Origin of the sequence: Spiroplasma endosymbiont of Apeira syringaria (genome assembly GCF_964020205.1) — a bacterium.
Lineage (GTDB): Bacteria > Bacillota_I > Bacilli_A > Mycoplasmatales > VBWQ01 > Spiroplasma_E > Spiroplasma_E ixodetis_A.
Genome location: NZ_OZ026543.1, coordinates 1,379,276 through 1,402,091 on the forward strand (window position 1 = coordinate 1,379,276; position 22,816 = coordinate 1,402,091).

The 22,816-nt window shown below is 25.4% G+C and carries 22 protein-coding genes; 15 read left to right on the top strand and 7 right to left on the bottom strand.

From position 1 onward, the window contains the following. The first annotated feature begins 40 nt into the window (after nt 1-40). The 6 genes from AACL02_RS08450 (at nt 41) to AACL02_RS08475 (ending at nt 7,656) form a co-directional block, all read left to right on the top strand. Nucleotides 41-1,348: a BMP family ABC transporter substrate-binding protein gene (locus AACL02_RS08450; RefSeq protein ID WP_339040829.1), complete on the top strand. Its 1,308-nt coding sequence runs from the start codon at nt 41-43 to the stop codon at nt 1,346-1,348. Between the two features lie 17 nt (nt 1,349-1,365). After that, the gene (locus tag AACL02_RS08455; RefSeq protein ID WP_339040831.1) at nt 1,366-2,946 is read left to right on the top strand and encodes an ABC transporter ATP-binding protein; all 1,581 of its coding nucleotides are present in this window, start codon (nt 1,366-1,368) and stop codon (nt 2,944-2,946) included. Continuing rightward, on the top strand, nt 2,939-4,984 hold the full coding sequence (locus AACL02_RS08460; RefSeq protein ID WP_339040833.1) for an ABC transporter permease: 2,046 nt from the start codon (nt 2,939-2,941) through the stop codon (nt 4,982-4,984). Before AACL02_RS08455 ends, AACL02_RS08460 begins: the two co-directional genes overlap by 8 nt. Beyond that, the gene (locus AACL02_RS08465) at nt 4,984-5,904 is read left to right on the top strand and encodes an ABC transporter permease (RefSeq protein WP_339040835.1); all 921 of its coding nucleotides are present in this window, start codon (nt 4,984-4,986) and stop codon (nt 5,902-5,904) included. Before AACL02_RS08460 ends, AACL02_RS08465 begins: the two co-directional genes overlap by 1 nt. Nucleotides 5,905-6,181: 277 nt before the next feature. Next, nucleotides 6,182-6,838 (top strand): hypothetical protein, encoded by a 657-nt coding sequence (locus AACL02_RS08470; protein WP_339040837.1) that lies wholly within the window; start codon nt 6,182-6,184, stop codon nt 6,836-6,838. Continuing rightward, entirely contained in the window at nt 6,838-7,656 is an 819-nt protein-coding gene (locus tag AACL02_RS08475) for an IS1595 family transposase (RefSeq protein WP_339040839.1), read from the top strand. Before AACL02_RS08470 ends, AACL02_RS08475 begins: the two co-directional genes overlap by 1 nt. 218 nt (nt 7,657-7,874) lie before the next feature. On the opposite strand, the gene AACL02_RS08480 is transcribed toward AACL02_RS08475, so the two are convergent. Both AACL02_RS08480 and AACL02_RS08485 read right to left on the bottom strand, forming a co-directional pair. Then, nucleotides 7,875-8,995 (bottom strand): IS3 family transposase gene (locus AACL02_RS08480; protein WP_339040217.1). Its coding sequence is split into 2 segments (ribosomal slippage): nt 7,875-8,752 and nt 8,752-8,995, totalling 1,122 coding nucleotides; the frame shifts between segments, so codons are not numbered across the junction. Nucleotides 8,996-9,073: 78 nt separating this feature from the next. Further along, a protein-coding gene (locus AACL02_RS08485) for an IS3 family transposase (RefSeq protein WP_422397807.1) occupies nt 9,074-10,191 on the bottom strand; the annotation gives its coding sequence in 2 pieces (ribosomal slippage) (nt 9,074-9,921 and nt 9,921-10,191; 1,119 coding nt in all). A 92-nt stretch (nt 10,192-10,283) separates the two neighbouring features. Here AACL02_RS08485 and AACL02_RS08490 point away from each other — a divergent pair. From AACL02_RS08490 to AACL02_RS08520, 7 genes are all read left to right on the top strand, one after another. Then, the gene (locus tag AACL02_RS08490) at nt 10,284-11,294 is read left to right on the top strand and encodes a hypothetical protein (protein WP_339040841.1); all 1,011 of its coding nucleotides are present in this window, start codon (nt 10,284-10,286) and stop codon (nt 11,292-11,294) included. Between the two features lie 225 nt (nt 11,295-11,519). Beyond that, on the top strand, nt 11,520-12,248 hold the full coding sequence (locus tag AACL02_RS08495) for a glycerophosphodiester phosphodiesterase family protein (RefSeq protein WP_281748966.1): 729 nt from the start codon (nt 11,520-11,522) through the stop codon (nt 12,246-12,248). A 44-nt stretch (nt 12,249-12,292) separates the two neighbouring features. Further along, a complete protein-coding gene (locus tag AACL02_RS08500) occupies nt 12,293-13,696 on the top strand; it encodes an MFS transporter (protein WP_339040844.1) in 1,404 nt (467 codons plus the stop codon). A gap of 149 nt (nt 13,697-13,845) precedes the next feature. Next, entirely contained in the window at nt 13,846-14,715 is an 870-nt protein-coding gene (locus AACL02_RS08505; RefSeq protein ID WP_339040846.1) for an ABC transporter ATP-binding protein, read from the top strand. After that, nucleotides 14,627-15,448 (top strand): IS1595 family transposase, encoded by an 822-nt coding sequence (locus tag AACL02_RS08510; RefSeq protein ID WP_339040848.1) that lies wholly within the window; start codon nt 14,627-14,629, stop codon nt 15,446-15,448. Before AACL02_RS08505 ends, AACL02_RS08510 begins: the two co-directional genes overlap by 89 nt. Before the next feature lie 242 nt (nt 15,449-15,690). Further along, nucleotides 15,691-15,963 carry a hypothetical protein gene (locus AACL02_RS08515; protein ID WP_339040850.1) on the top strand — a complete coding sequence of 91 codons (273 nt, stop codon included), beginning with the start codon at nt 15,691-15,693 and terminating at the stop codon, nt 15,961-15,963. A 39-nt stretch (nt 15,964-16,002) separates the two neighbouring features. Further along, nucleotides 16,003-16,554, top strand: a complete 552-nt coding sequence (locus AACL02_RS08520) for a hypothetical protein (protein ID WP_339040852.1) — start codon at nt 16,003-16,005, stop codon at nt 16,552-16,554. A gap of 113 nt (nt 16,555-16,667) precedes the next feature. Here the strand turns inward: AACL02_RS08520 and AACL02_RS08525 are convergent, their stop codons facing one another. Together AACL02_RS08525 and AACL02_RS08530 are read right to left on the bottom strand one after the other, a co-directional pair. Beyond that, nucleotides 16,668-17,411 (bottom strand): BspA family leucine-rich repeat surface protein, encoded by a 744-nt coding sequence (locus AACL02_RS08525; RefSeq protein ID WP_339040854.1) that lies wholly within the window; start codon nt 17,409-17,411, stop codon nt 16,668-16,670. A gap of 12 nt (nt 17,412-17,423) precedes the next feature. Next, nucleotides 17,424-18,341, bottom strand: coding sequence for an IS3 family transposase (locus tag AACL02_RS08530; protein WP_339043695.1), 918 nt, complete (start codon nt 18,339-18,341; stop codon nt 17,424-17,426). Nucleotides 18,342-18,441: 100 nt separating this feature from the next. On the opposite strand from AACL02_RS08530, the gene AACL02_RS08535 reads away from it, so the two are divergent. Both AACL02_RS08535 and AACL02_RS08540 read left to right on the top strand, forming a co-directional pair. Beyond that, nucleotides 18,442-19,559, top strand: a protein-coding gene (locus AACL02_RS08535; RefSeq protein ID WP_339040856.1) for an IS3 family transposase whose coding sequence is annotated in 2 segments (ribosomal slippage) — nt 18,442-18,712 and nt 18,712-19,559 — 1,119 coding nt in all. Because the reading frame shifts where the segments join, the coding sequence is not laid out codon by codon here. A gap of 47 nt (nt 19,560-19,606) precedes the next feature. After that, nucleotides 19,607-20,116, top strand: coding sequence for a hypothetical protein (locus AACL02_RS08540; protein WP_339040858.1), 510 nt, complete (start codon nt 19,607-19,609; stop codon nt 20,114-20,116). Between the two features lie 76 nt (nt 20,117-20,192). On the opposite strand, the gene AACL02_RS08545 is transcribed toward AACL02_RS08540, so the two are convergent. From AACL02_RS08545 to AACL02_RS08555, 3 genes are all read right to left on the bottom strand, one after another. Next, nucleotides 20,193-20,657 carry a hypothetical protein gene (locus tag AACL02_RS08545; RefSeq protein ID WP_338976152.1) on the bottom strand — a complete coding sequence of 155 codons (465 nt, stop codon included), beginning with the start codon at nt 20,655-20,657 and terminating at the stop codon, nt 20,193-20,195. 219 nt (nt 20,658-20,876) lie between these two features. Further along, nucleotides 20,877-21,569 (bottom strand): IS1595 family transposase, encoded by a 693-nt coding sequence (locus tag AACL02_RS08550; protein WP_339043696.1) that lies wholly within the window; start codon nt 21,567-21,569, stop codon nt 20,877-20,879. 221 nt (nt 21,570-21,790) lie between these two features. Further along, the gene (locus AACL02_RS08555) at nt 21,791-22,663 is read right to left on the bottom strand and encodes a hypothetical protein (protein ID WP_339040860.1); all 873 of its coding nucleotides are present in this window, start codon (nt 22,661-22,663) and stop codon (nt 21,791-21,793) included. Nucleotides 22,664-22,816 lie beyond the last annotated feature (153 nt).

Genomic DNA, 22,816 nt, shown 5'->3' on the forward strand with positions numbered 1-22,816 from the left:
CATAAATATTTATATATATTTGTAGGAGGAATATAATAGTATGCGTAAAATTTTTACTGTATTTAGTGCAATATCATTGTCAGTAATAATGATATTACCAATCATTGCTTGCAATAGTCAGTTTAATGATCCAAATATTTATCGAATAACTGTTGTAACTGATGGACATACTATTAATGATGCTTCTTTTAATGAATCATCATATAATGCTGCTCTCAAGTTTAAACAAGAGTTTAATGATTGAACACATAGTGATTATGTTGATCCTCAATATAAAAATAAAAGAATTGAGGTTTCTTGAGATAATCCCCAATTAACTAATACTGATGATTTAATGACATCATATAATAAAGCCGTTTTCATAAATAGTAAAGTAATTATTGCTTCAGGATTTTTACATCATAATGCTTTGATTAAAGCACAAAATACTATTTTAAAACATAAAGTGAAATTTATTTTTATTGATGGTGATACTCCAAATAAAGAAGTACCAAAATCTAATAAGCAATTGGCTGGTTTACTTTACAAAGCAGAACAATCAGGCTTTTTAGCCGGATTGGCAGGGGCAATATGGTTAACTGCTCATGCTAATCAATATGGTGGACTTGATAATTTAAAAATGTCAACCTATGGTGGACTTGATATTCCAGCAGTTACTAATTATATGTATGGTTATTATTGAGCCATACAGTTTTTTAATAATAAATTTAAAAATAAAGAAGATGAAGAAAAATTAATATCATGAGTTAAAATTTTAAATTCAGATTTTAAAGAACCATTACCAAATATTAAATTTATAAATTCAGGTACTCAATTTAGCGGTGATTTTACTCAAGGTTCAAAAGGTTCACAAGCAATTAATGATGATCTTGCTCGACAAAAAACTAATATTATTTTTCCAGTAGCAGGACCACAAACCGAAGATACTTTATCATCATTAAAAAAATCTGGTCAAGGTAAAATTATTGGTGTTGATACAGATCAACAACTTCAATATCCACAATCTGCAGATAGATTTATTACTTCTGCAGAAAAAGATTTAATTAGTTCAATTAAACTTATGCTCTGAAAATCAGTTGGTAAAACTAATCAGAATCCAGAGCATCCAACTGATCCAACTGCCGATCAAACATTTATTGATGATGCACCATACAGAGGTGGACCTAATTTTACTGGAATAGCACCAAATAAAGCAATTAAAGATGGTGATAAAGATATTTACACACCATTAATGACAGAAACTACTAATTGATTAGATAAAATTTCTGCTGGATGACAAAAAGTACTCAATTTAAAAGATCATTATTGAATTAATGGTATTAAAAAAGAATATGATCCATTTAAATAATTAAGAGGGGTGATAAAATGCAAGTAAATATTGAAAAACAGAACTTACAATATGCTGTTGAAATGGAAGGTATTACTAAAGTTTTTTTAGATACTATTATTGCTAACAATAATATTTCTATTAAAATTAAAAAAGGAGAAATTCATGCTTTGGTTGGTGAGAATGGTGCAGGTAAATCGACACTAATGTCAATCTTATTTGGACTATATCAACCAACAAAAGGTATTATTAAAATTAATGGTAAAGAAGTAGTAATATCAGGACCAATTATAGCAGGTGAATTAGGTATTGGAATGGTACATCAACATTTTAAATTAGTTGATAACTTCACTATTTTACAAAATATTATTTTAGGTAGTGAACCAGTTCATAAATGACAGTGAATTAATTATAAAAAAGCTAAGTCTAAAATTTTAGAAATTTCAAAAAAATATAAATTAGACATTAAACTTAATTTAAAAATTGAGAATGCTAGTGTTGGTATGCAACAACGTGTTGAAATTTTAAAAGTTCTTTATCGTGGTGCTAGTATTATTGTGCTTGATGAACCAACCGCGGTTTTAACACCACAAGAAATTACTAGTTTATTAACAATTATTGAAGAACTTAGACGTGATGGTAAAACTATTATTTTTATTAGTCATAAATTAGAAGAGGTTAAACAAGTTGCTGATAATGTTACAGTAATTCGTTTAGGTAAAGTTATTGAAACTTTTGAATCTAAGAGTAAAACTAAAGAAGAAATTGCTACTTTGATGGTTGGTAGAGATTTAGTTGATATTAGAAATCAAGGTAATGTTGTATTAGGGCCAGTATTATTAAAAATTGATAATTTATTTGTTCATAAAATTGGTAATAAGAAATCAATAATGGGTCTTTCTGATTTTAGTTTAGAAGTTAAGTCACGAGAAATTGTGGCTATTGCTGGTATTGAAGGTAATGGTCAAACCGAATTAATTTCAACAATTACTGGTTTAATTAAGCCAGAAAAAGGTGATATTTTTTTTGGTAATAAGAATATGAAACACAGTTCAATTCAAAGTTTATATAAAAATGGTTTAAGTCATATTCCTGAAGATCGTCATAAATATGGACTTGTTTTAGATTATAATGTTATTGATAATATGGTTTTACAAAATATTAGCGAATATCCTTTTTCTAAGCATGGTTTGATTCGCAGTAAAGCTATTCAATCTTATGCACAAAATATTATTAATAATTATGATGTTCGTGGTAGTAAAAGTGGTTTTGCTTTAGTTAGAGGTTTGTCGGGTGGTAATCAACAAAAAGCGGTTGTTGGTAGAGAATTAACAAGAAAACATAAAATTTTAGTTGTTGCTCAGCCAACACGTGGCTTGGATATTGGTGCTATTGAATATATTCATAGTCGTATTCTTGATAAAAAAAATGAAGGTAATGCAGTATTATTAATTTCTTATGAATTATCAGAAGTTATGTCATTAGCAGATCGAATTGTTGTTTTACATGCTGGTAAAATTACTGGTAATGTTAGTGCTAAAAATGTTACTCGTGAACAGTTAGGATTAATGATGGCAGGACAAAAAATGTTAATGGAAGGAAATGAAGATAATGTTTAAACAAAAAACATGATTTTTAAAACGACGAAGTCGTTTATATCTTGGTTCAAAAGAAATGAATAGTAATTTTACTAAATTTAAGGGTTCAATTTTTGCCATTATTTTTGGATTAATTATTGCTTGTTTTGTTATAATTGGTTCAGGTCAAAATGCTTTTACTTATTTTCAGTTGTTATTAACATATGCTTTTACAAGTTGGCCAGCTAATAATTGAGATAATACTTTAGTTTGATGAGCAATTTATATTGTAGCAGGATTAGCACTAGTTATTTCTTTCCGCTTAGGAATGTTTAATATTGGAGTTGCTGGTCAAATGTTAGCAGCAGGAGCTGTTGTTATCGCAATTGGTGTTCGTTATGACTTATCACAACCATTAGCTATAATTAGCGCGTTTTTTGCTGGAGTATTAGCAGCAATATTGGTGGCGTTGGTAACAGTGTTATTAAAAGTTTTTTTTAATGTTCATGAGGTTGTTACTTCTATTTTATTAAATTGAACAATTTGATATTTAGTAAAATGACTATTTAAAATCAATAAAGATTTATATGATGCTGATCACGGAACATCAGCAACTATTCATGATAGTATGAGTATGAGTATTAATGGTTATAATTGTATACTACCATTATTAATTTCTATTATTTTAATAATAACAGTTTGATTCTTATTGAAAAAAACAACTTTAGGTTATAAAATTCGAACAGTAGGTTTAAATCCATTTGCTGCGGTTTATAGTGGTATTAATCATAAACATTATTGCATAACATCATTTGTTATTTCAGGAGCATTAGCAGGAGTAATGGCTGTTATTTATTACATTGCCAAAAATCCTTCAATTAGTTTTTTAACTGATGATTTGCCGACTATTGGTTTTGATAGTATAGCTGTTGCTTTAGTTGGTCAAATTAATCCAATAGGTGTTGTGGGTTCTGCTTTTCTTTGAGGTTTAATTAAGAGCGGTGGTTCAATTGGTTCAGTATTAACATTACCAACAGCAACTGGTGATATTATTTTTGGTGTTATTATTTATTCAGCTGCCTGTTCAGTTTTATTATCTCGTTTACAGCCAATTAAATTTTTAATTCGTTATTTAAATATAGCCTTTGATGGAGAAAAACGAAAAGTTACAAATAGTTTTATTGCCAAGATGTACTATCATTTTATTGAAAATTTTAAAATAAAGAGACAATATAATAAGTTAAAATCAGATTTAATTAAAGAAAAAAATAATAAAATTAATCACTTAAAGATAGAATATAATAAATCATTATCAGATTATGAGTCAAAAGTTAAAAATTTAAAACAAAATCTTTCGCAAGAAATTAATAAAGTTAATAGTGATATCAACTTACAGTTACAAGCAGTTATTAATAATAAAAATGATAAAGTTGGTGTTAATTGAGCACAATTTTTCCAAGAAAATAAAGCTTTAAATCATTATATATATAAACAATATAATGCAATTTGAAAAAAAGGTAAAATTGGTAATTGAAATAATTTTCAACAAGAAATAAAAACGATTTATGGTGAAAGTTTAAATATGTATATTAATGAAAAAATGAAATATGAAAATAATGTTTATAACTATAAGCAAGATTTAATTCGAGAAATAACATTATTAAAAAAACAAAAAGCAATATTAGATAAGTCAAGAGTAAAAGACTTAAAATTAAATCTTTATCGAGAAATTAATAAATTGAAACAAGAATTAAGTGATGAATTAAAGTCATTAAAAAATCAAAAAGTTAAAACTGATGATAAAAAAATAAAAAAACAATTAATTTTAGCAAAACATCAACTTCAAACTAATTATAAAAATAATGTTAAAGAGTTAATTAAAAATTATAAAATTAACAAACAGCAATTAAAAAGTCAAATTATCCCAATTAATAGTAATATTAATATATTAACCAAACAATTTACTAAAAAAGCGGAAATTGAAAAGACAACTTTTATTAATAAATTTACTGATATATTTAAAAATGAACAACAAGCAATTATGAAAATAAAAACCGAAAGAACAGGAGGAAAAAGTTAATGGAAGCACTCAAAATAATTCTTGAACATTCTAGTTTAATTTTTGTTGTTTTAGTACTTGGTGCATTATCTGGATTAATTTCAGAACGTGCTGGTGTTGTTAATATTGGTATTGAAGGAATGATGACAATTGGTGCTCTTGCTTTTTCTTCATTTGGAAAAAATATAGGTGTTAATTGAGGTAATTGATCACAAATTATTGCTTTATTAGTAGGTGGATTAGCGGGAATGGGATTTGCTTGTTTCCATGCTTTTGCATCAGTTACTTTAAAATCTGATCAAATTATTTCTGGCGTTGCAATTAATATTTTATCAGCAGCAATTGCAGTTTTTGTTGTTCAGTTACCAGGGAATAATGGTTTTATTTCATTAACAAATATTTATCAATTACCAAAAATTGGTAATAATGAATTTTTTAATTTATATTTATTTTTAGCAATTATAGTTTTAGTCAGTATTGCTATTATTTTGAAATATACTAAATGAGGATTACATCATGTTGCGACTGGTGAAAATCCCAATGCAGTTGATGCTGCGGGAATTAATGTTATTAAACAACGATATGTTGCTGTATTATTATCTGGTTTTTTAGCAGGAATTGCTGGTGGTATTTTTCCAATGTATGCTAGTCAAACTTTTCGTGGAACAGTTAGTGGAAATGGTTTTATTGCTTTAGCTATTTTAATTTTTGGACAATGAAGGGTACCATTGATTACAATTGGTGCTGCCTTATTTGCTATTATTGAAACAACAGGTGCCAGAATTACGTTTTTACCAAATATTACTCAATGAATATCAAGTAATTCTGATATATGGAATATATTGCCTTTTGTAACATCTTTATTAGTTTTAGTGTTTACATCAAAATGAAGTAAAACACCAAAAGCATTGGGTATTGCTTTCAATAAATCTAAACGATAAAATTAGTTATTAATAATTTTAATGATGAATTAATTTTGAAATTAAATTTTACTTTTTTAGTAATATTTTCCAAGACTTAATTAAAAATATAATAAAAAATAAAAAATTTTATGGTTATTTTATACTATAAAATTTTTTATTTTATTAAGAATTTGAAAAAAAATTCACAATAATACAGTTTTATTTATCAAAAAAAATAAATATAATTTTTAATAGATAGAAAAATGTGGTAAAAGTTTAAATTAAATTTAATTAATTATATTTAGAAGGGAAAAACATGAATAATGGAAGTATAGTTATTAATACAGTTTATTCATTTCAAATTAATGAAATAGTTAATAAACAATCTAATAAAGAAAAACAACAAAAATATGATCAAAAACCTGAAATAAAAGCAAAAATAAAAGAATATAATCAAAAACCTGAAGTAAAAGTAAGAAAGAAAAAATATGCTCAAAGGCCAGAAGTAAAGGCGAGAAGAAGAGAATATATGCAAAGACCTGAAATGAAAGAAAAAGTGAGAGAATATGCTCAAAGGTCTGAAGTGAAGGCAAGAAGGAAAGAATATAAGAAAATAAGACAGCAGCTTAATAAGCAAGAAAAGGAAAAACAAAGAGAATTACAATCTGATTATGTTTTTAGTTCAAAACAAAATTTTGATTTAAGCAGTTTTAATTGTTATGATATGTGTAGTGAACAAATAAAAAATATTGCATGAGATGTTTTAGAATTACAACTTTATTCAGAAACACAAGAAACAGAATTAGATAAGTTGTTAGAGAAAATAGAGTTTGAATATATGGTTAATGAAGAACAAAGTTCGGTAATGAGTAGTGAAAATTTGTCATCTAATTTAATTTTTGATGATATGTATGATGAACAGGTTATAAAAAATGTACGGACTTCTCCCCACATGTACTTGTGGAGGGAATAATGAAACTGAATGAATTCAACAATGCTTTTCAAACTGAACAGCAATGTCTTGCATATATAGCAAATTTGAAAGAAAAAAAATGTATTAGGTGTTTTAGTTTTAATTTGAATACTTCTGATTTAAAAAGAATGAGATGTTTAAAATGTAATCAAACATTTAGCATTCTTACAGGCACCATATTTTCAAGGTCACAAACATCTTTAACATCTTGGTTTTATCTTATCTTTAGATGAATAAACACCAAACATGGAATTCCATCAACAGATATTGCAAAAGAATTGGGAGTGACTTTGAAAACTGCTTGAAGAATGACTCATAAAATCAGAACACGTATTGCACAAAAACCTCAATTTATTGTTGAAGGTACAGTGCAAATTGATGAAATGTATCTTTCACATATGGGTTTTAAAAAACAAGGAAGATCCTTGGTGAATAAAACCTTGATTGTTGGCATTTATCAAAAAACAACCAATAATTTAATTGTGAAAGTATTGAAAAACGCAAAGAGTAAAAATCTTTTGCAGTTTGCAAAAAACCACATTTCTTCAAAATGTCTTGTATATACTGATTCTTGAAAAGGATATTGCGATTTTAAATCAGTTTTCACTAAGCATGAAACAGTTAACCATCAAGATGGCTATGTTTCAAAAATTGGTGTAAATACCAACCAAATTGAATCAGTTTGAAAACATATAAGAAGAACATTTAAAACACATATCAAAGTTGCAAAACATCATGTTCATTTATATGCTAAAGAAGCTGCATATAAATTCAACAAGATACCTAGTTTTGAAACTGTAATTCTATGTTTGATTTAAAAATGTGGGGAGAAGTCCGTAGATAGGCTTTTCTCAGCATTTATGTGATAAAATTAAAATAGTACATAAAGGGAGAAAAGCCAATTTCAATTACCAAAAACTAATATTCCTAAAATCCAATTAGAACCAAATCAAACGTTATATATAAATATTGATGATGGACATCGAAAATTTAAGTTTAATGAAAAACATAATTGGAATGGCAACCTTTTTTAGGACTATTTTTTGGTAGACATTTGTTTTTGATAATTAACTGGAGTTAAGTAGTTTAAAGTGCTGTGAATTCTTATGTTGTTATATCAATTGATGTAATCAAATAATTCTAATTTTAATTGGATTAATGATGTAAAATTTTTATCATTAATAAATTCGGTTTTGAAAGTTTTAAAGGTTGCTTCAGCAACAGCGTTATCATAAGGACAACCTTTTTTGCTTAAAGAGCGATTAATATTGAATGCTAGTAAAAGTTTATCAATAATTTTATTATTAAATTCATTACCGCGATCACTATGAAATATTTGAATATCTTTTAAACAGCGATTTGAGTGCATAAATGCTTGATATACTAATGATGCATCTTTTTTAGTACCTACACTATGTCCAATTATTTCGCGGTTAAATAGGTCAATTAATAAACAAATATAGTTTCACTTACCATTTACTTGAACATAAGTTAAATCACTAACAATAACTTCATTTTTAACTCTATTATTAAAGTTTCTATCAACAAGATTGTTTATTGGACTATCGTTAACTTTGTTATTATGATTTTTGTATGATAATTTAGTGTATTTTGATATTAAATTATGTTTATTCATAATTTCTTTAATTTTTCGTCTTGATAAATAAATTTCTTGGTTTTCTAGAATGACTTTTAATCTTCTAGTACCATAAACTTCTTTATTTTCTTTAAAAGCACTAATAACAGCTTCATCATAAATATTATTTTTGATTTTATTTTCTTTTTTCTTTAAATTAAAATAATATGTTGATTTAGAGATTTTTAAAAAATGACACATTGTGCGAATTTTATATTTAACTTTATTTTTGACAATAATTTCTATTTTCTGCCTATTATTAGTGCTGCTTGCTTTAAAATATCATTTTCCATTCTTAATTGTTTTAATTCTTTTCTTAATTTAATTAATTCATTTTCTTCAACAGAACGATTATCTTTAGTTTTAAAACTACCTGAATTAGTAAATTGCTTAATTCAATTGTAAGTAGCTGCTCTTGTAACATTATATTCTTTAGCAAGGCAAGATACTGATTTGCCACTTTGATATAAAGCTACTATTTGTTTTTTAAATTCATCGGTATATGAGTTAATATTGGCCATAATTATAGTTCCTTTCTTTGTTCACTTGTCTACGTAATTAGTGTCCAATAAAGTGTGGAATGGCAACCCTTTTTAGGACTATTTTTTGGTAGACATTTGTTTTTGATAATTAACTGGAGTTAAGTAGTTTAAAGTGCCGTGAATTCTTATGTTGTTATATCAATTGATGTAATCAAATAATTCGAATTTTAATTGGATTAATGATGTAAAATTTTTATCATTAATAAATTCGGTTTTGAAAGTTTTAAAGGTTGCTTCAGCAACAGCGTTATCATAAGGACAACCTTTTTTGCTTAAAGAGCGATTAATATTGAATGCTAGTAAAAGTTTATCAATAATTTTATTATTAAATTCATTACCGCGATCACTATGAAATATTTGAATATCTTTTAAACAGCGATTTGAGTGCATAAATGCTTGATATACTAATGATGCATCTTTTTTAGTACCTACACTATGTCCAATTATTTCGCGGTTAAATAGGTCAATTAATAAACAAATATAGTTTCACTTACCATTTACTTGAACATAAGTTAAATCACTAACAATAACTTCATTTTTAACTCTATTATTAAAGTTTCTATTAACAAGATTGGTTATTTGACTATCATTGACTTTATTATGATAATTTTTGAATGATAATTTAGTGTATTTTGATATTAAATTATGTTTATTCATAATTTCTTTAATTTTTCGTCTTGATAAATAAATTTCTTGGTTTTCTAGAATGACTTTTAATCTTCTAGTACCATAAACTTCTTTATTTTTTTTAAAAGCACTAATAACAGCTTGTTCATAAATATTATTTTGAATTTTATTTTTTTTCTTTAAATTAAAATAATATGTTGATTTAGAGAGTTTTAAAAAATGACACATTGTGCGAATTTTATATTTAGATTTATTATTTGCAATAATCTCTACTTTCTGCCTATTATTAGTGCTGCTTGCTTTAAAATATCATTTTCCATTCTTAATTGTTTTAATTCTTTTCTTAATTTAATTAATTCATTTTCTTCAACAGAACGATTATCTTTAGTTTTAAAACTACCTGAATTAGTAAATTGCTTAATTCAATTGTAAGTAGCTGCTCTTGTAACATTATATTCTTTAACAAGGCAAGATACTGATTTGCCACTTTGATATAAAGCTACTATTTGTTTTTTAAATTCATCGGTATATGAGTTAATATTGGCCATAATTATAGTTCCTTTCTTTGTTCACTTGTCTATGTAATTAGTGTCCAATAAAGTGTAACCCATCCAAAAATTATATTTAGAAGGGTAAAAATATGGATAATGGAAGTGTAGTTATTAATGTAACTTCTTCATTTCAAAATGATGAAGAAGTTATGCTAGAACAGAAATTAAAAAAAAGTCAAATATTATATCAAAAAAATAAAGAAAAAAAACGAGAGTATGCTCAAAGACCAGAAGTAAAGGCGAGAAGAAGGGAATATGATCAAAGGTCTGAAGTGAAGGAAAGAAAGCGAGAATGTGAGAAAAAAAGATATCAACGCAATAAAGAAAAAATACAAGAATATAGAAAAATGTTATATAAACTTAATAAAGAAAAAAAACGAGAGTATACTCAAAGACCTAAAGTCAAAGCAAGAAGAAAAAAATATGAGCAAAGACCTGAAATGAAAGAAAAAAAACGAGAATATGATCAAAGACCTGAAGTGAAAGCAAGGAGGAAAGAACATGAGGAAAAAAGATATCAACGTAATAAAGAAAAAATTAAAGAATATTTTCAAAAATCTGAAGTGAAGGCAAGAAAGCGAGAATATAATAAAAAATGATGTCATCAAAATAAAGAAAAAAAACGAGAGTATACTCAAAGGCCTGAGATAAAGGCAAAAATGAAAGAATATAATAAAAAATGATATCAACGCCATAAAGAAAAAAAACAAAAACAAAAAGAATTGCAATCTGGTCGTGTTTCTACTTTAAAACAAAATTTTGATTTAAACAGTTTTAATTGTGATGATATGTGTAGTGAACAAATAAAAAATATTGCATGAGATGTTTTAGAATTACAACTTTATTCAGAAACACAAGAAACAGAATTAGATAAGTTGTTAGAGGAAGCAGAATTTGAATATATGGTTAATGAAGAACAAAGTTCAGTAATGAGTAGTGAAAATTTGTCATCTAATTTAATTTTTGATGATGTGTATAGTGAAGAAATTGTAAAAGATATATCAAATAATTTAGAATTAGAACAATTAAATTTATTAGATAAAACTATTGAACAATTGTTAGTTAATGAAAAAATAAAAACAAAATGTTGAATGAAATAATAGTATTGTAGTTACAAGTAATTTAGATAATGATATTTATGATTATAATTTATCAACTAGACTTATTCCTTAATTAAATATTAATTTTAATTGTTAATTTTTACTTAAACTTAAAAAAATAAAATTTTATAGTTGAATTTTTGGGAAACACAAAGTACTTTTTTAATTACAAAACAAGTCTAGTGTAAAATAATTAGGTATAGGAATATTGGGGGTGTTTATTTTATGGCATTATTAGTGGCACATCGTGGATTTCGTTCTACAGAAGGTGAAAATCGAATCATTGATTTCCAAAATGCTTTGAAAATTTGCCAAGCAGTAGAGTTTGATATTCGATTAACAAAAGATAATAAAGTAATTATTTTTCATGATGATACATTTGAAAGAATTGCCAATAATAAAAGTGAGGTTAGTAGTTTATTATATGAAGAAATTATTAATTTGGAATTTTTTAAAAATAATAAAGAATGAATTCCACCATTATTTAATGATTTTATTGAAAAATTAAGTAAAAATTATCAAATGATTAATGTTGAAATTAAAGAAGAAATTAATCGTAAATATACTTCAAATCAATTAATGGTTATTTTTTCAGAAATTAAAAAATTAGAAAAAAAAAGTAAAGCCGAAATTATTGTTTCTTCATTTAATCACCAGTTATTAAACGAAATTGTTAAAAGAATTAAATATCCTATGAAAAAAGGTTATTTATTTGAAAATAAAAATGATTTTAGTGAGAGGTATATTAAAAACTTTGATTATTTGCATCCTTCAATTTCCGTAGTTTTAGATTTTGAAATGATTAGTAAGTTAAAAAAATTAAAAAAACCGTTAAATATATGAACATTTAAGAGTGATGAAGAAGCCGTGAAGATAAATGAAATATATGGTAATCAAGTAACTGGCTATATTAGTGATAATCCTAAATTATTATGAAAGCAGAAAAATAAATAATGAAGATATTTTTAAGTAAATGTTGAAAAAGTTTTACACATGACTTGGATAGTAAAACTATTTTGATTATTAGCATTTTAGCTTTATCTGATTTATTTGTTTTTAGTGGAGTGCTTTATTTACGATATATTATTCCCAACTTTAATCAGTATATTAATTTAAATCAAGATGAGTTTGATTTTGTTGTTGCTATTTATGGTTTTGTTGCTCTTATTTCTAGAATTCCAGGTGGTTGACTTACTGATCGTTTTAGTGCAAAAAAAATAATGATAGTATCACTTATAATAACTGGATTATGTGGTTTATGATGAACGTTAATAATTCAACTTAATATGGATAAAAATATACGAATGATTCAATTGTATATTATTTATACAATATGGGGTATTTCGATTGCGGGACTTTTTTGAGCACCACTTTGAAAATTAGTATCACAGAATGTAACAAAAGAACAACAAGGTGTTGCTTATGGTCTTGAAGGCACATTTTTGGGATTATTTGGTTTAATTTTTATTGCTGGAATTGCAACAGGAATAACAATTTTAACTAAAAATTTACAAAATCAATATGGTCAAAATGATTTTATTACAAAAATACCATTTTTAGTTTTTGCTTATTTTATTTGTGGTATGGTATTTATAATGGCATTATTAGTTTGAATATTTATTCCTAATAAAAAACGTGAAGAAACAGAAATTATTTGAAAAGAAAAAATAATTTCACTATTTCAACCAATGAAATTTTTGCGAGTTTGACTTTGTGGTATTTTTGTTTTTGGGATGTACATGTTCCAGTCTACTTTTGCATATTATATGAAGGACTCTTTAACAGAAGTTGGTGTTACTGTTGGTGTAGTAACTATTCTTGGTGGAATTCGGTCATATGGTTTAAGATTTTTAGTTGCTAGTCCAATTGGTCGTTGAGCTGATAAGTGAAAGTCTTACGTTTTGGGTTTAATATTTTTATTATTAGTTGGAATGATTGCATGTTCTTTATATGTAGTTATCCCTGGTTGAGGTAATGCTTGATTTTTACAGTCATCAAAAGCAGTTCAAGTTTTATTTCAAGTTATAATGTGTTTACTTTTTATGTTTATTGGCTGTGTAGGTTGACCATTATTGACGTTAAGATTTGTTCAAGTTGGAGAATTACCAATGGAAAAGAACAGTTATGCTACTACAATATCATTAATTTCTTGAATTGCTTTTACTCCAGATGCTTGATTTAATTATGTTGCTTCAGCCATTGGAAAATTGCCAAATAATTCTTATGTGGTTGATGGTCATCGAAATTATTCATTGCAGGGAATTCAAATTTTATTAATTATTGCTATCGTTTGTGTTTTAGTTGGTTTAATTGCCGGAATAATTATTTATATTTTAAATAAACGAGAGTTAAAGAAATTAAATAAAACTTCATTTCGTTTTCGTGAGTTAGGAAACGTTTAATTATTTAATTTAATTAAATGATAATGTTTTATAAAACTTGAAAATAAGTATATTAAAGATTCGCTTATAAAAGAGAAACATATCATTATTTATATTTTCCCCTTTTTCGTTTATAATAATTTCATGAATTAATTTAGTTTGGAGGAAATATGAATATAATTCAATTAAAAAATTTAACTAAAGAATATTCTCCAAATATTGGTTGTTTTGATATTAATCTTTCAATCAACAAAGGTGAAGTTTATGGTTTTATTGGTCCTAATGGTGCTGGAAAAACTACTGTTATTAGACAAATGATAGGTTTTATTAAATCTGATACTGGCTTTGCAAAGATTTTAGATTATGATTGTTGAAAAGAATCGGCAAAAATTATGGAATCTCTTGGCTATTTAGCTGGTGAAGTAACATTGCCTGATTATATGTCAGGAATTTCTTATTTAAAGACAGTAGCTACTATTAGAAAAAATATTTCTTGGGCATATGTTGAAAAATTAATTAATTATTTTGAACTTGATGCAAAAAGAAAAATTAAAAAAATGTCTAAGGGTATGAAACAAAAAGTAGCGATTATCTCAGCTTTTATGCATAAACCAAAAGTTTTAGTTTTAGATGAACCAACTTCAGGTTTAGATCCTTTAATGCAAGAAAGGTTTAATACTTTAATTAGAAATTCTAAAAATGAAGGTGCAACAATATTTATGAGTTCCCATATTTTTGGCGAAATTGAAAATATATGTGATAAAGTTGCTATTATTAAAAAAGGGAAAATAATTTCTGAAATATCAATTAAGGAAATACAAAATTCTGCTAAGAAAAATTATGAAATTAAATTTTCAACAGTGAAAGATTATAATGATTTCTTAAATAAAAAATGAGATATTATTGAAAAAAATAACGGACTTCTCCCCACATGTACTTGTGGAGGTAATAATGAAACTGAATGAATTCAACAATGCTTTTCAAACTGAACAGCAATGTCTTGCATATATAGCAAATTTGAAAGAAAACAAATGTATTAGGTGTTTTAATTTTAATTTGAATACTTCTGATTTAAAAAGAATGAGATGTTTAAAATGTAATCAAACATTTAGCATTCTCACAGGCACCATATTTTCAAGGTCACAAACATCTTTAACATCTTGGTTTTATCTTATCTTTAGATGAATAAACACCAAACATGGAATTCCATCAACAGATATTGCAAAAGAATTGGGAGTGACTTTGAAAACTGCTTGAAGAATGACTCATAAAATCAGAACACGTATTGCAAAACAAAAACCTCAATTTATTGTTGAAGGTACAGTGCAAATTGATGAAATGTATCTTTCACATATCGGTTTTAAAAAACAAGGAAGATCCTTGGTGAATAAAACCTTGATTGTTGGCATTTATCAAAAAACAACCAATAATTTAATTGTGAAAGTATTGAAAAACGCAAAGAGTAAAAATCTTTTGCAGTTTGCAAAAAACCACATTTCTTCAAAATGTCTTGTATATACTGATTCTTGAAAAGGATATTGCGATTTTAAATCAGTTTTCACTAAGCATGAAACAGTTAACCATCAAGATGGCTATGTTTCAAAAATTGGTGTAAATACCAACCAAATTGAATCAGTTTGAAAACATATAAGAAGAACATTTAAAACACATATCAAAGTTGCAAAACATCATGTTCATTTATATGCTAAAGAAGCTGCATATAAATTCAACAAGATACCTAGTTTTGAAACTGTAATTCTATGTTTGATTTAAAAATGTGGGGAGAAGTCCGTAGATAGGCTTTTCTCAGCATTTATGTGATAAAATTAAAATAGTACATAAAGGGAGAAAAGCCAAAAATAATATAACAAAAGTTATTAAAGTGAATGTTTTAAGTACTAATGTTGATAAGTTTTTAAAAGAATTATCACTTTATAAAGTTGATAATTTTAAAGAATTACCATTTAGTTTGGAAGAATATTTTATTAAATTTTATAAGGATGAGGTAAATTTTAATGATTAATTTTAGATTTGTTAAATCACAATTTAAAAATGTTAAAATTCCATTAATATTATTTTTTATAATTTTATGTATTTTAATAGTTCCCATTTTAACACAAGATTATCTTGCTCCAACTATGACATTCATTGGCGAAGAACATGGAGTATCAGGTTTAGGTGGATTAGGTGGCATGACTTATCTTAATTTTGTTTTTTTTGGTATTCCGGGGTTAATATTAATTTTTTCTTTTAGTTTAATTTTAAATCATATTTTAGTTTCTAAATAAATTGATAAAGGTTATTTAGCTTCATGATTAACAATGCCAATGTCTAGAAAAACTATTTTAAATTCAAAACTTTTTGTTTTACTTTCTTCAATATTAATATTATATGGTTCGGCTTTTGTTTTTCAATTAATTATTTTTCCAATTAGATTTCAAGATTTTAAACTTCAAGAATTTGGATATCTTGTTTTATATAATTTGGGGTTAATATTATTGGCTTTACTTTGAGCATCAATTAATTGAACTTTTATTAGTTACTTTAATAAGTCAGTTATTTCTCTTTCAGTAGCAACAGGTATTTCAACGGTATTTATTTTATTTCAAACAATGACATTATTCTCTTTTATTCCTGAAGTTGAGTACCTTAAATATTTTAAATATATGACAATTGCTTCTTTATTAAATTCTCCATTTAAGTTTGGTGATATTCCAAATATAACACCTGCTCCCGGTGTTACAGAAGTAGCAAAAGCACCACTTTTTTCTATTAGAGCATTAGATTTTGCTTGACAATATCCAATAATGTTAATAGTACCTCTTGGTTTATTTCCATTAGGAAATTATTTTCTTATTAAAAAAGATTTATCTTTGTAAATTGATAATATTGTTTAATAAATGAGTTTAATAAAAATGTCTTTAAAAATTTAAAGACATTTTTATTTATTTAATGTCAATAAGATATTACTTTTTTATTAAAATTTTTGATTTTAGTTTTTAAACTTTGGTAATTTATTAGAATTATAAATTTGTGAACCAATAGCAAATTCTTCATGACTTGTTACTTTATTTACATTTCATTTTGAAAGGTCTTGGTTAAATGATGAAGCACCATAAAACATTGAATTCATGTTTGTTACATTTTTTGTATTTCATTTTGAAATATTTTCGTTAAATGTAGTGGCATTATAAAAAATAAAATCCATACTTGTTACATTAGAAGTATTTCAATTTAGAATTTTTTGGTTAAATGATGAAGCACCATAAAACATTGAACTCATATTTGTTACATTAGAAGTATTTCATGTTGAAAGGTCTTTATTAAATGCAGTGGCATTACAAAATATAGCATGCATATTTTTTACATTTAATGTATTTCATTTTGATAAATCATTATTGAATGCTGAAGCACCATTAAATATACTATTCATATTTGTTACATTATAAGTATTTCATGTTGAAAGGTCTTGGTTAAATGAAGTTGCTTCAAAAAATATACTACTCATGTTTATTACTTTTGATGTATCTCAGTTTCCGATATTTTCGTTAAATGCTGAAGCACGTGTAAACATGTAACTGATATCAGTTACATTAAAAGTATTTCAAGATGAAATATTTTTGTTAAATACTGATGCACCATAAAACATATAAGCCATATCTGTCACGTGAGGAGTATTTCATGTTGAAATATCTTGATTAAATGATTTGGCTTCTATGAACATTTGGAATGGCAACCCTTTTTAGGACTATTTTTTGGTAGACATTTGTTTTTGATAATTAACTGGAGTTAAGTAGTTTAAAGTGCCGTGAATTCTTATGTTGTTATATCAATTGATGTAATCAAATAATTCTAATTTTAATTGGATTAATGATGTAAAATTTTTATCATTAATAAATTCGGTTTTGAAAGTTTTAAAGGTTGCTTCAGCAACAGCGTTATCATAAGGACAACCTTTTTTGCTTAAAGAGCGATTAATATTGAATGCTAGTAAAAGTTTATCAATAATTTTATTATTAAATTCATTACCGCGATCACTATGAAATATTTGAATATCTTTTAAACAGCGATTTGAGTGCATAAATGCTTGATATACTAATGATGCATCTTTTTTAGTACCTACACTATGTCCAATTATTTCGCGGTTAAATAGGTCAATTAATAAACAAATATAGTTTCACTTACCATTTACTTGAACATAAGTTAAATCACTAACAATAACTTCATTTTTAACTCTATTATTAAAGTTTCTATTAACAAGATTGGTTATTTGACTATCATTGACTTTATTATGATAATTTTTGAATGATAATTTAGTGTATTTTGATATTAAATTATGTTTATTCATAATTTCTTTAATTTTTCGTCTTGATAAATAAATTTCTTGGTTTTCTAGAATGACTTTTAATCTTCTAGTACCATAAACTTCTTTATTTTTTTTAAAAGCACTAATAACAGCTTGTTCATAAATATTATTTTGAATTTTATTTTTTTTCTTTAAATTAAAATAATATGTTGATTTAGAGAGTTTTAAAAAATGACACATTGTGCGAATTTTATATTTAGATTTATTATTTGCAATAATCTCTACTTTCTGCCTATTATTAGTGCTGCTTGCTTTAAAATATCATTTTCCATTCTTAATTGTTTTAATTCTTTTCTTAATTTAATTAATTCATTTTCTTCAACAGAACGATTATTGGATGGGTTACACTTTATTGGACACTAATTACATAGACAAGTGAACAAAGAAAGGAACTATAATTATGGCCAATATTAACTCATATACCGATGAATTTAAAAAACAAATAGTAGCTTTATATCAAAGTGGCAAATCAGTATCTTGCCTTGTTAAAGAATATAATGTTACAAGAGCAGCTACTTACAATTGAATTAAGCAATTTACTAATTCAGGTAGTTTTAAAACTAAAGATAATCGTTCTGTTGAAGAAAATGAATTAATTAAATTAAGAAAAGAATTAAAACAATTAAGAATGGAAAATGATATTTTAAAGCAAGCAGCACTAATAATAGGCAGAAAGTAGAGATTATTGCAAATAATAAATCTAAATATAAAATTCGCACAATGTGTCATTTTTTAAAACTCTCTAAATCAACATATTATTTTAATTTAAAGAAAAAAAATAAAATTCAAAATAATATTTATGAACAAGCTGTTATTAGTGCTTTTAAAAAAAATAAAGAAGTTTATGGTACTAGAAGATTAAAAGTCATTCTAGAAAACCAAGAAATTTATTTATCAAGACGAAAAATTAAAGAAATTATGAATAAACATAATTTAATATCAAAATACACTAAATTATCATTCAAAAATTATCATAATAAAGTCAATGATAGTCAAATAACCAATCTTGTTAATAGAAACTTTAATAATAGAGTTAAAAATGAAGTTATTGTTAGTGATTTAACTTATGTTCAAGTAAATGGTAAGTGAAACTATATTTGTTTATTAATTGACCTATTTAACCGCGAAATAATTGGACATAGTGTAGGTACTAAAAAAGATGCATCATTAGTATATCAAGCATTTATGCACTCAAATCGCTGTTTAAAAGATATTCAAATATTTCATAGTGATCGCGGTAATGAATTTAATAATAAAATTATTGATAAACTTTTACTAGCATTCAATATTAATCGCTCTTTAAGCAAAAAAGGTTGTCCTTATGATAACGCTGTTGCTGAAGCAACCTTTAAAACTTTCAAAACCGAATTTATTAATGATAAAAATTTTACATCATTAATCCAATTAAAATTCGAATTATTTGATTACATCAATTGATATAACAACATAAGAATTCACAGCACTTTAAACTACTTAACTCCAGTTAATTATCAAAAACAAATGTCTACCAAAAAATAGTCCTAAAAAGGGTTGCCATTCCAATTTATAAGTGTTTAACTAATGAAATGGAATTTAAACAAATGACAGGATTAGCAAGATCTATTACAAATGTAAAATTTGATGATAAAGATAATATTTATGTATTAGCTAAAAAAAATTATCCTTATAAATGCTTAGCTAATGAAATGAATTTTAAAGAAATTTGTAATAAACAAACATTCAATGATGAAAATCAATTTCAAGTAACGTATCGTTTTGCTGCTCACGATTGAATAATTATAAAAATTAGTTATGATATTTTTTTGAATATGGAACAAATATATAATGATGAAAATCAAAGTAATTTTCAAAAATTATTTTATAACATTATTATTGATTTTACTAAAAAAGATGAGACTGGGTTTGCTGGTGGTATTTTAGAATCAGATTATACTACATCAATTTCAATAATAATTGAACATTTTGAAGAAATTAATCAATTTTTTAAAACTTTATCACAAGGTCAAGGTATAAAAATTATTACAAATAGAATTGGATCATGAGATAAAAATGATAATATGGGAATATTTAATTAGTAAAACCTAATTATAATTAAGTAATATTTAGTTTTTATTTTGATATTTTTTTCTAAAATTAAATTGTAAAAAAATATTAATTTAAAATTCGTGGTTTAGATTGAAAAGTATTACTAATACCATTATTACTACTATTACTATCAATAGTATTATTTATAATTGGCTTAATACGCATATCAAATATAGTAATAGCAACATTTTTAATACTAATAAAAAATTGCTTTAAAAAATCTAATTGTTCAAATGTAAAATTTAGTTCTTGATTACTAATCAAATCATTAATTTTTTTAATATCATAATTATTTTCATAATACACAGCAAAATTATCACATTGATTTTGTTTGATCAACATAAAAAAAGAATCAATAGTATTATTATCCAACTCTTCAATTGGTAATGCTTTTAAAATTTTAGGTTCAGTATCATTATAAGTTGTTGTTACTTTATATAAAATTTTTAAATCATTATCAATTTTATATTTTTCTAATTTATAATTTTTTAATTGATTGTTATCATTAACATAATATGATTTGTTTGCCATTTGATTACCACCTTTAAATAAAATAAATCCTTTTTCAATTTAAATAAATGAAAAGAGATTTAAGAAATCAAGTATTAGTTCTTATTTAATTTTACAACTAAATTATTTAGAAATAAAGTAAATATATAATAAAATAAGGCTTTTCTCCCTTTATGTACTATTTTAATTTTATCACATAAATGCTGAGAAAAGCCTATCTACGGACTTCTCCCCACATTTTTAAATCAAACATAGAATTACAGTTTCAAAACTAGGTATCTTGTTGAATTTATATGCAGCTTCTTTAGCATATAAATGAACATGATGTTTTTCAACTTTGATATGTGTTTTAAATGTTCTTCTTATATGTTTTCAAACTGATTCAATTTGGTTGGTATTTACACCAATTTTTGAAACATAGCCATCTTGATGGTTAACTATTTCATGCTTAGTGAAAACTGATTTAAAATCGCAATATCCTTTTCAAGAATCAGTATATACAAGACATTTTGAAGAAATGTGGTTTTTTGCAAACTGCAAAAGATTTTTACTCTTTGCGTTTTTCAATACTTTCACAATTAAATTATTGGTTGTTTTTTGATAAATGCCAACAATCAAGGTTTTATTCACCAAGGATCTTCCTTGTTTTTTAAAACCCATATGTGAAAGATACATTTCATCAATTTGCACTGTACCTTCAACAATAAATTGAGGTTTTTGTTTTGCAATACGTGTTCTGATTTTATGAGTCATTCTTCAAGCAGTTTTCAAAGTCACTCCCAATTCTTTTGCAATATATGTTGATGGAATTCCATGTTTGGTGTTTATTCATCTAAAGATAAGATAAAACCAAGATGTTAAAGATGTTTGTGACCTTGAAAATATGGTGCCTGTGAGAATGCTAAATGTTTTATTACATTTTAAACATCTCATTCTTTTTAAATCAGAAGTATTCAAATTAAAATTAAAACACCTAATACATTTGTTTTCTTTCAAATTTGCTATATATGCAAGACATTGCTGTTCAGTTTGAAAAGCATTTTTGAATTCATTCAGTTTCATTATTCCCTCCACAAGTACATGTGGGGAGAAGTCCGTAAAATAATATATTTTATTATAGATTTAAATTTAATTTATATTAATTAGAAAATTTATTATTTGCCTGGAGTTCCAACAGCCATTTTTTGTGCAAGAATAACACTATCAAAATGTAACTGTAAAAATGCGGGTTCACCATCATTAAAAGTTTTTATTTCTTCTGTGCCGGTAGGTGAACTAAAAAAATGAGTTGTAAAAGATGTATTTAATACTTTAAGTAAAGACTCAAACTTTGTTTTGTTTAATTCATCAGTAAACTCTAATTTAAAACCAGAAGTTGGCTGATCGACCTTGAATCCTTGATCAGCAGTTAGTTTTAAATCATTTAAAGGTTCTTTTATAATATTACTTGTTATTACCTTTGAAACATTTAAATTTGCTGCCTTTATATTAATATTATAAGATTTAACAAGCTTAGCAGCAGTTTTGCTACTCATAATATCAATTTGACAAATACCATCCGCTACTTTAAAGTCAGTTGTGTCAGCAACTGATATTTCACCTGGAGCAGCAGTTTTAATTGTTACAATTAAATTGGTAATAGCATCAACATCGGGTTCTGAATAATCATTATCTTGATTACCAGATGTAAATCCCAATTCCCTTAAAAAGGTTGCAGAATCAGTATTTTTTGCTTTCCATTTACCATCAGTAGAACCTTCAACTAATAACTTTTCTTTAAACAACTTATCTTTAATAAGATTAGTAGAGTCAGCAGTGATAATACAAGTTCCAAGATTATCAAAATTTATTACTTCATCAATTATACTTGTATTTTCATCACTATATCATCCTAATAATTCTGCATATTTGCCATTTAATTGCGGATTATTAGGAATATTTGAACCATTATTACCGCATGCAAAAACTGAAGGAGTTGCTCCTGCTGTTAATGCAAGGGCACCCATTAATCTTAATATATTTTTCATATTCACATATACCTCCAATAATATTATTTAAACTTATTATAATAACTATAAATTAACAACTTAGTTGGAAATGTTTAGTAATCTGTGTAACTTACAAAAATAACTATGTTTAATTAATTCTAGTAAATATAATTAAATGACTAGAAAGAGTGA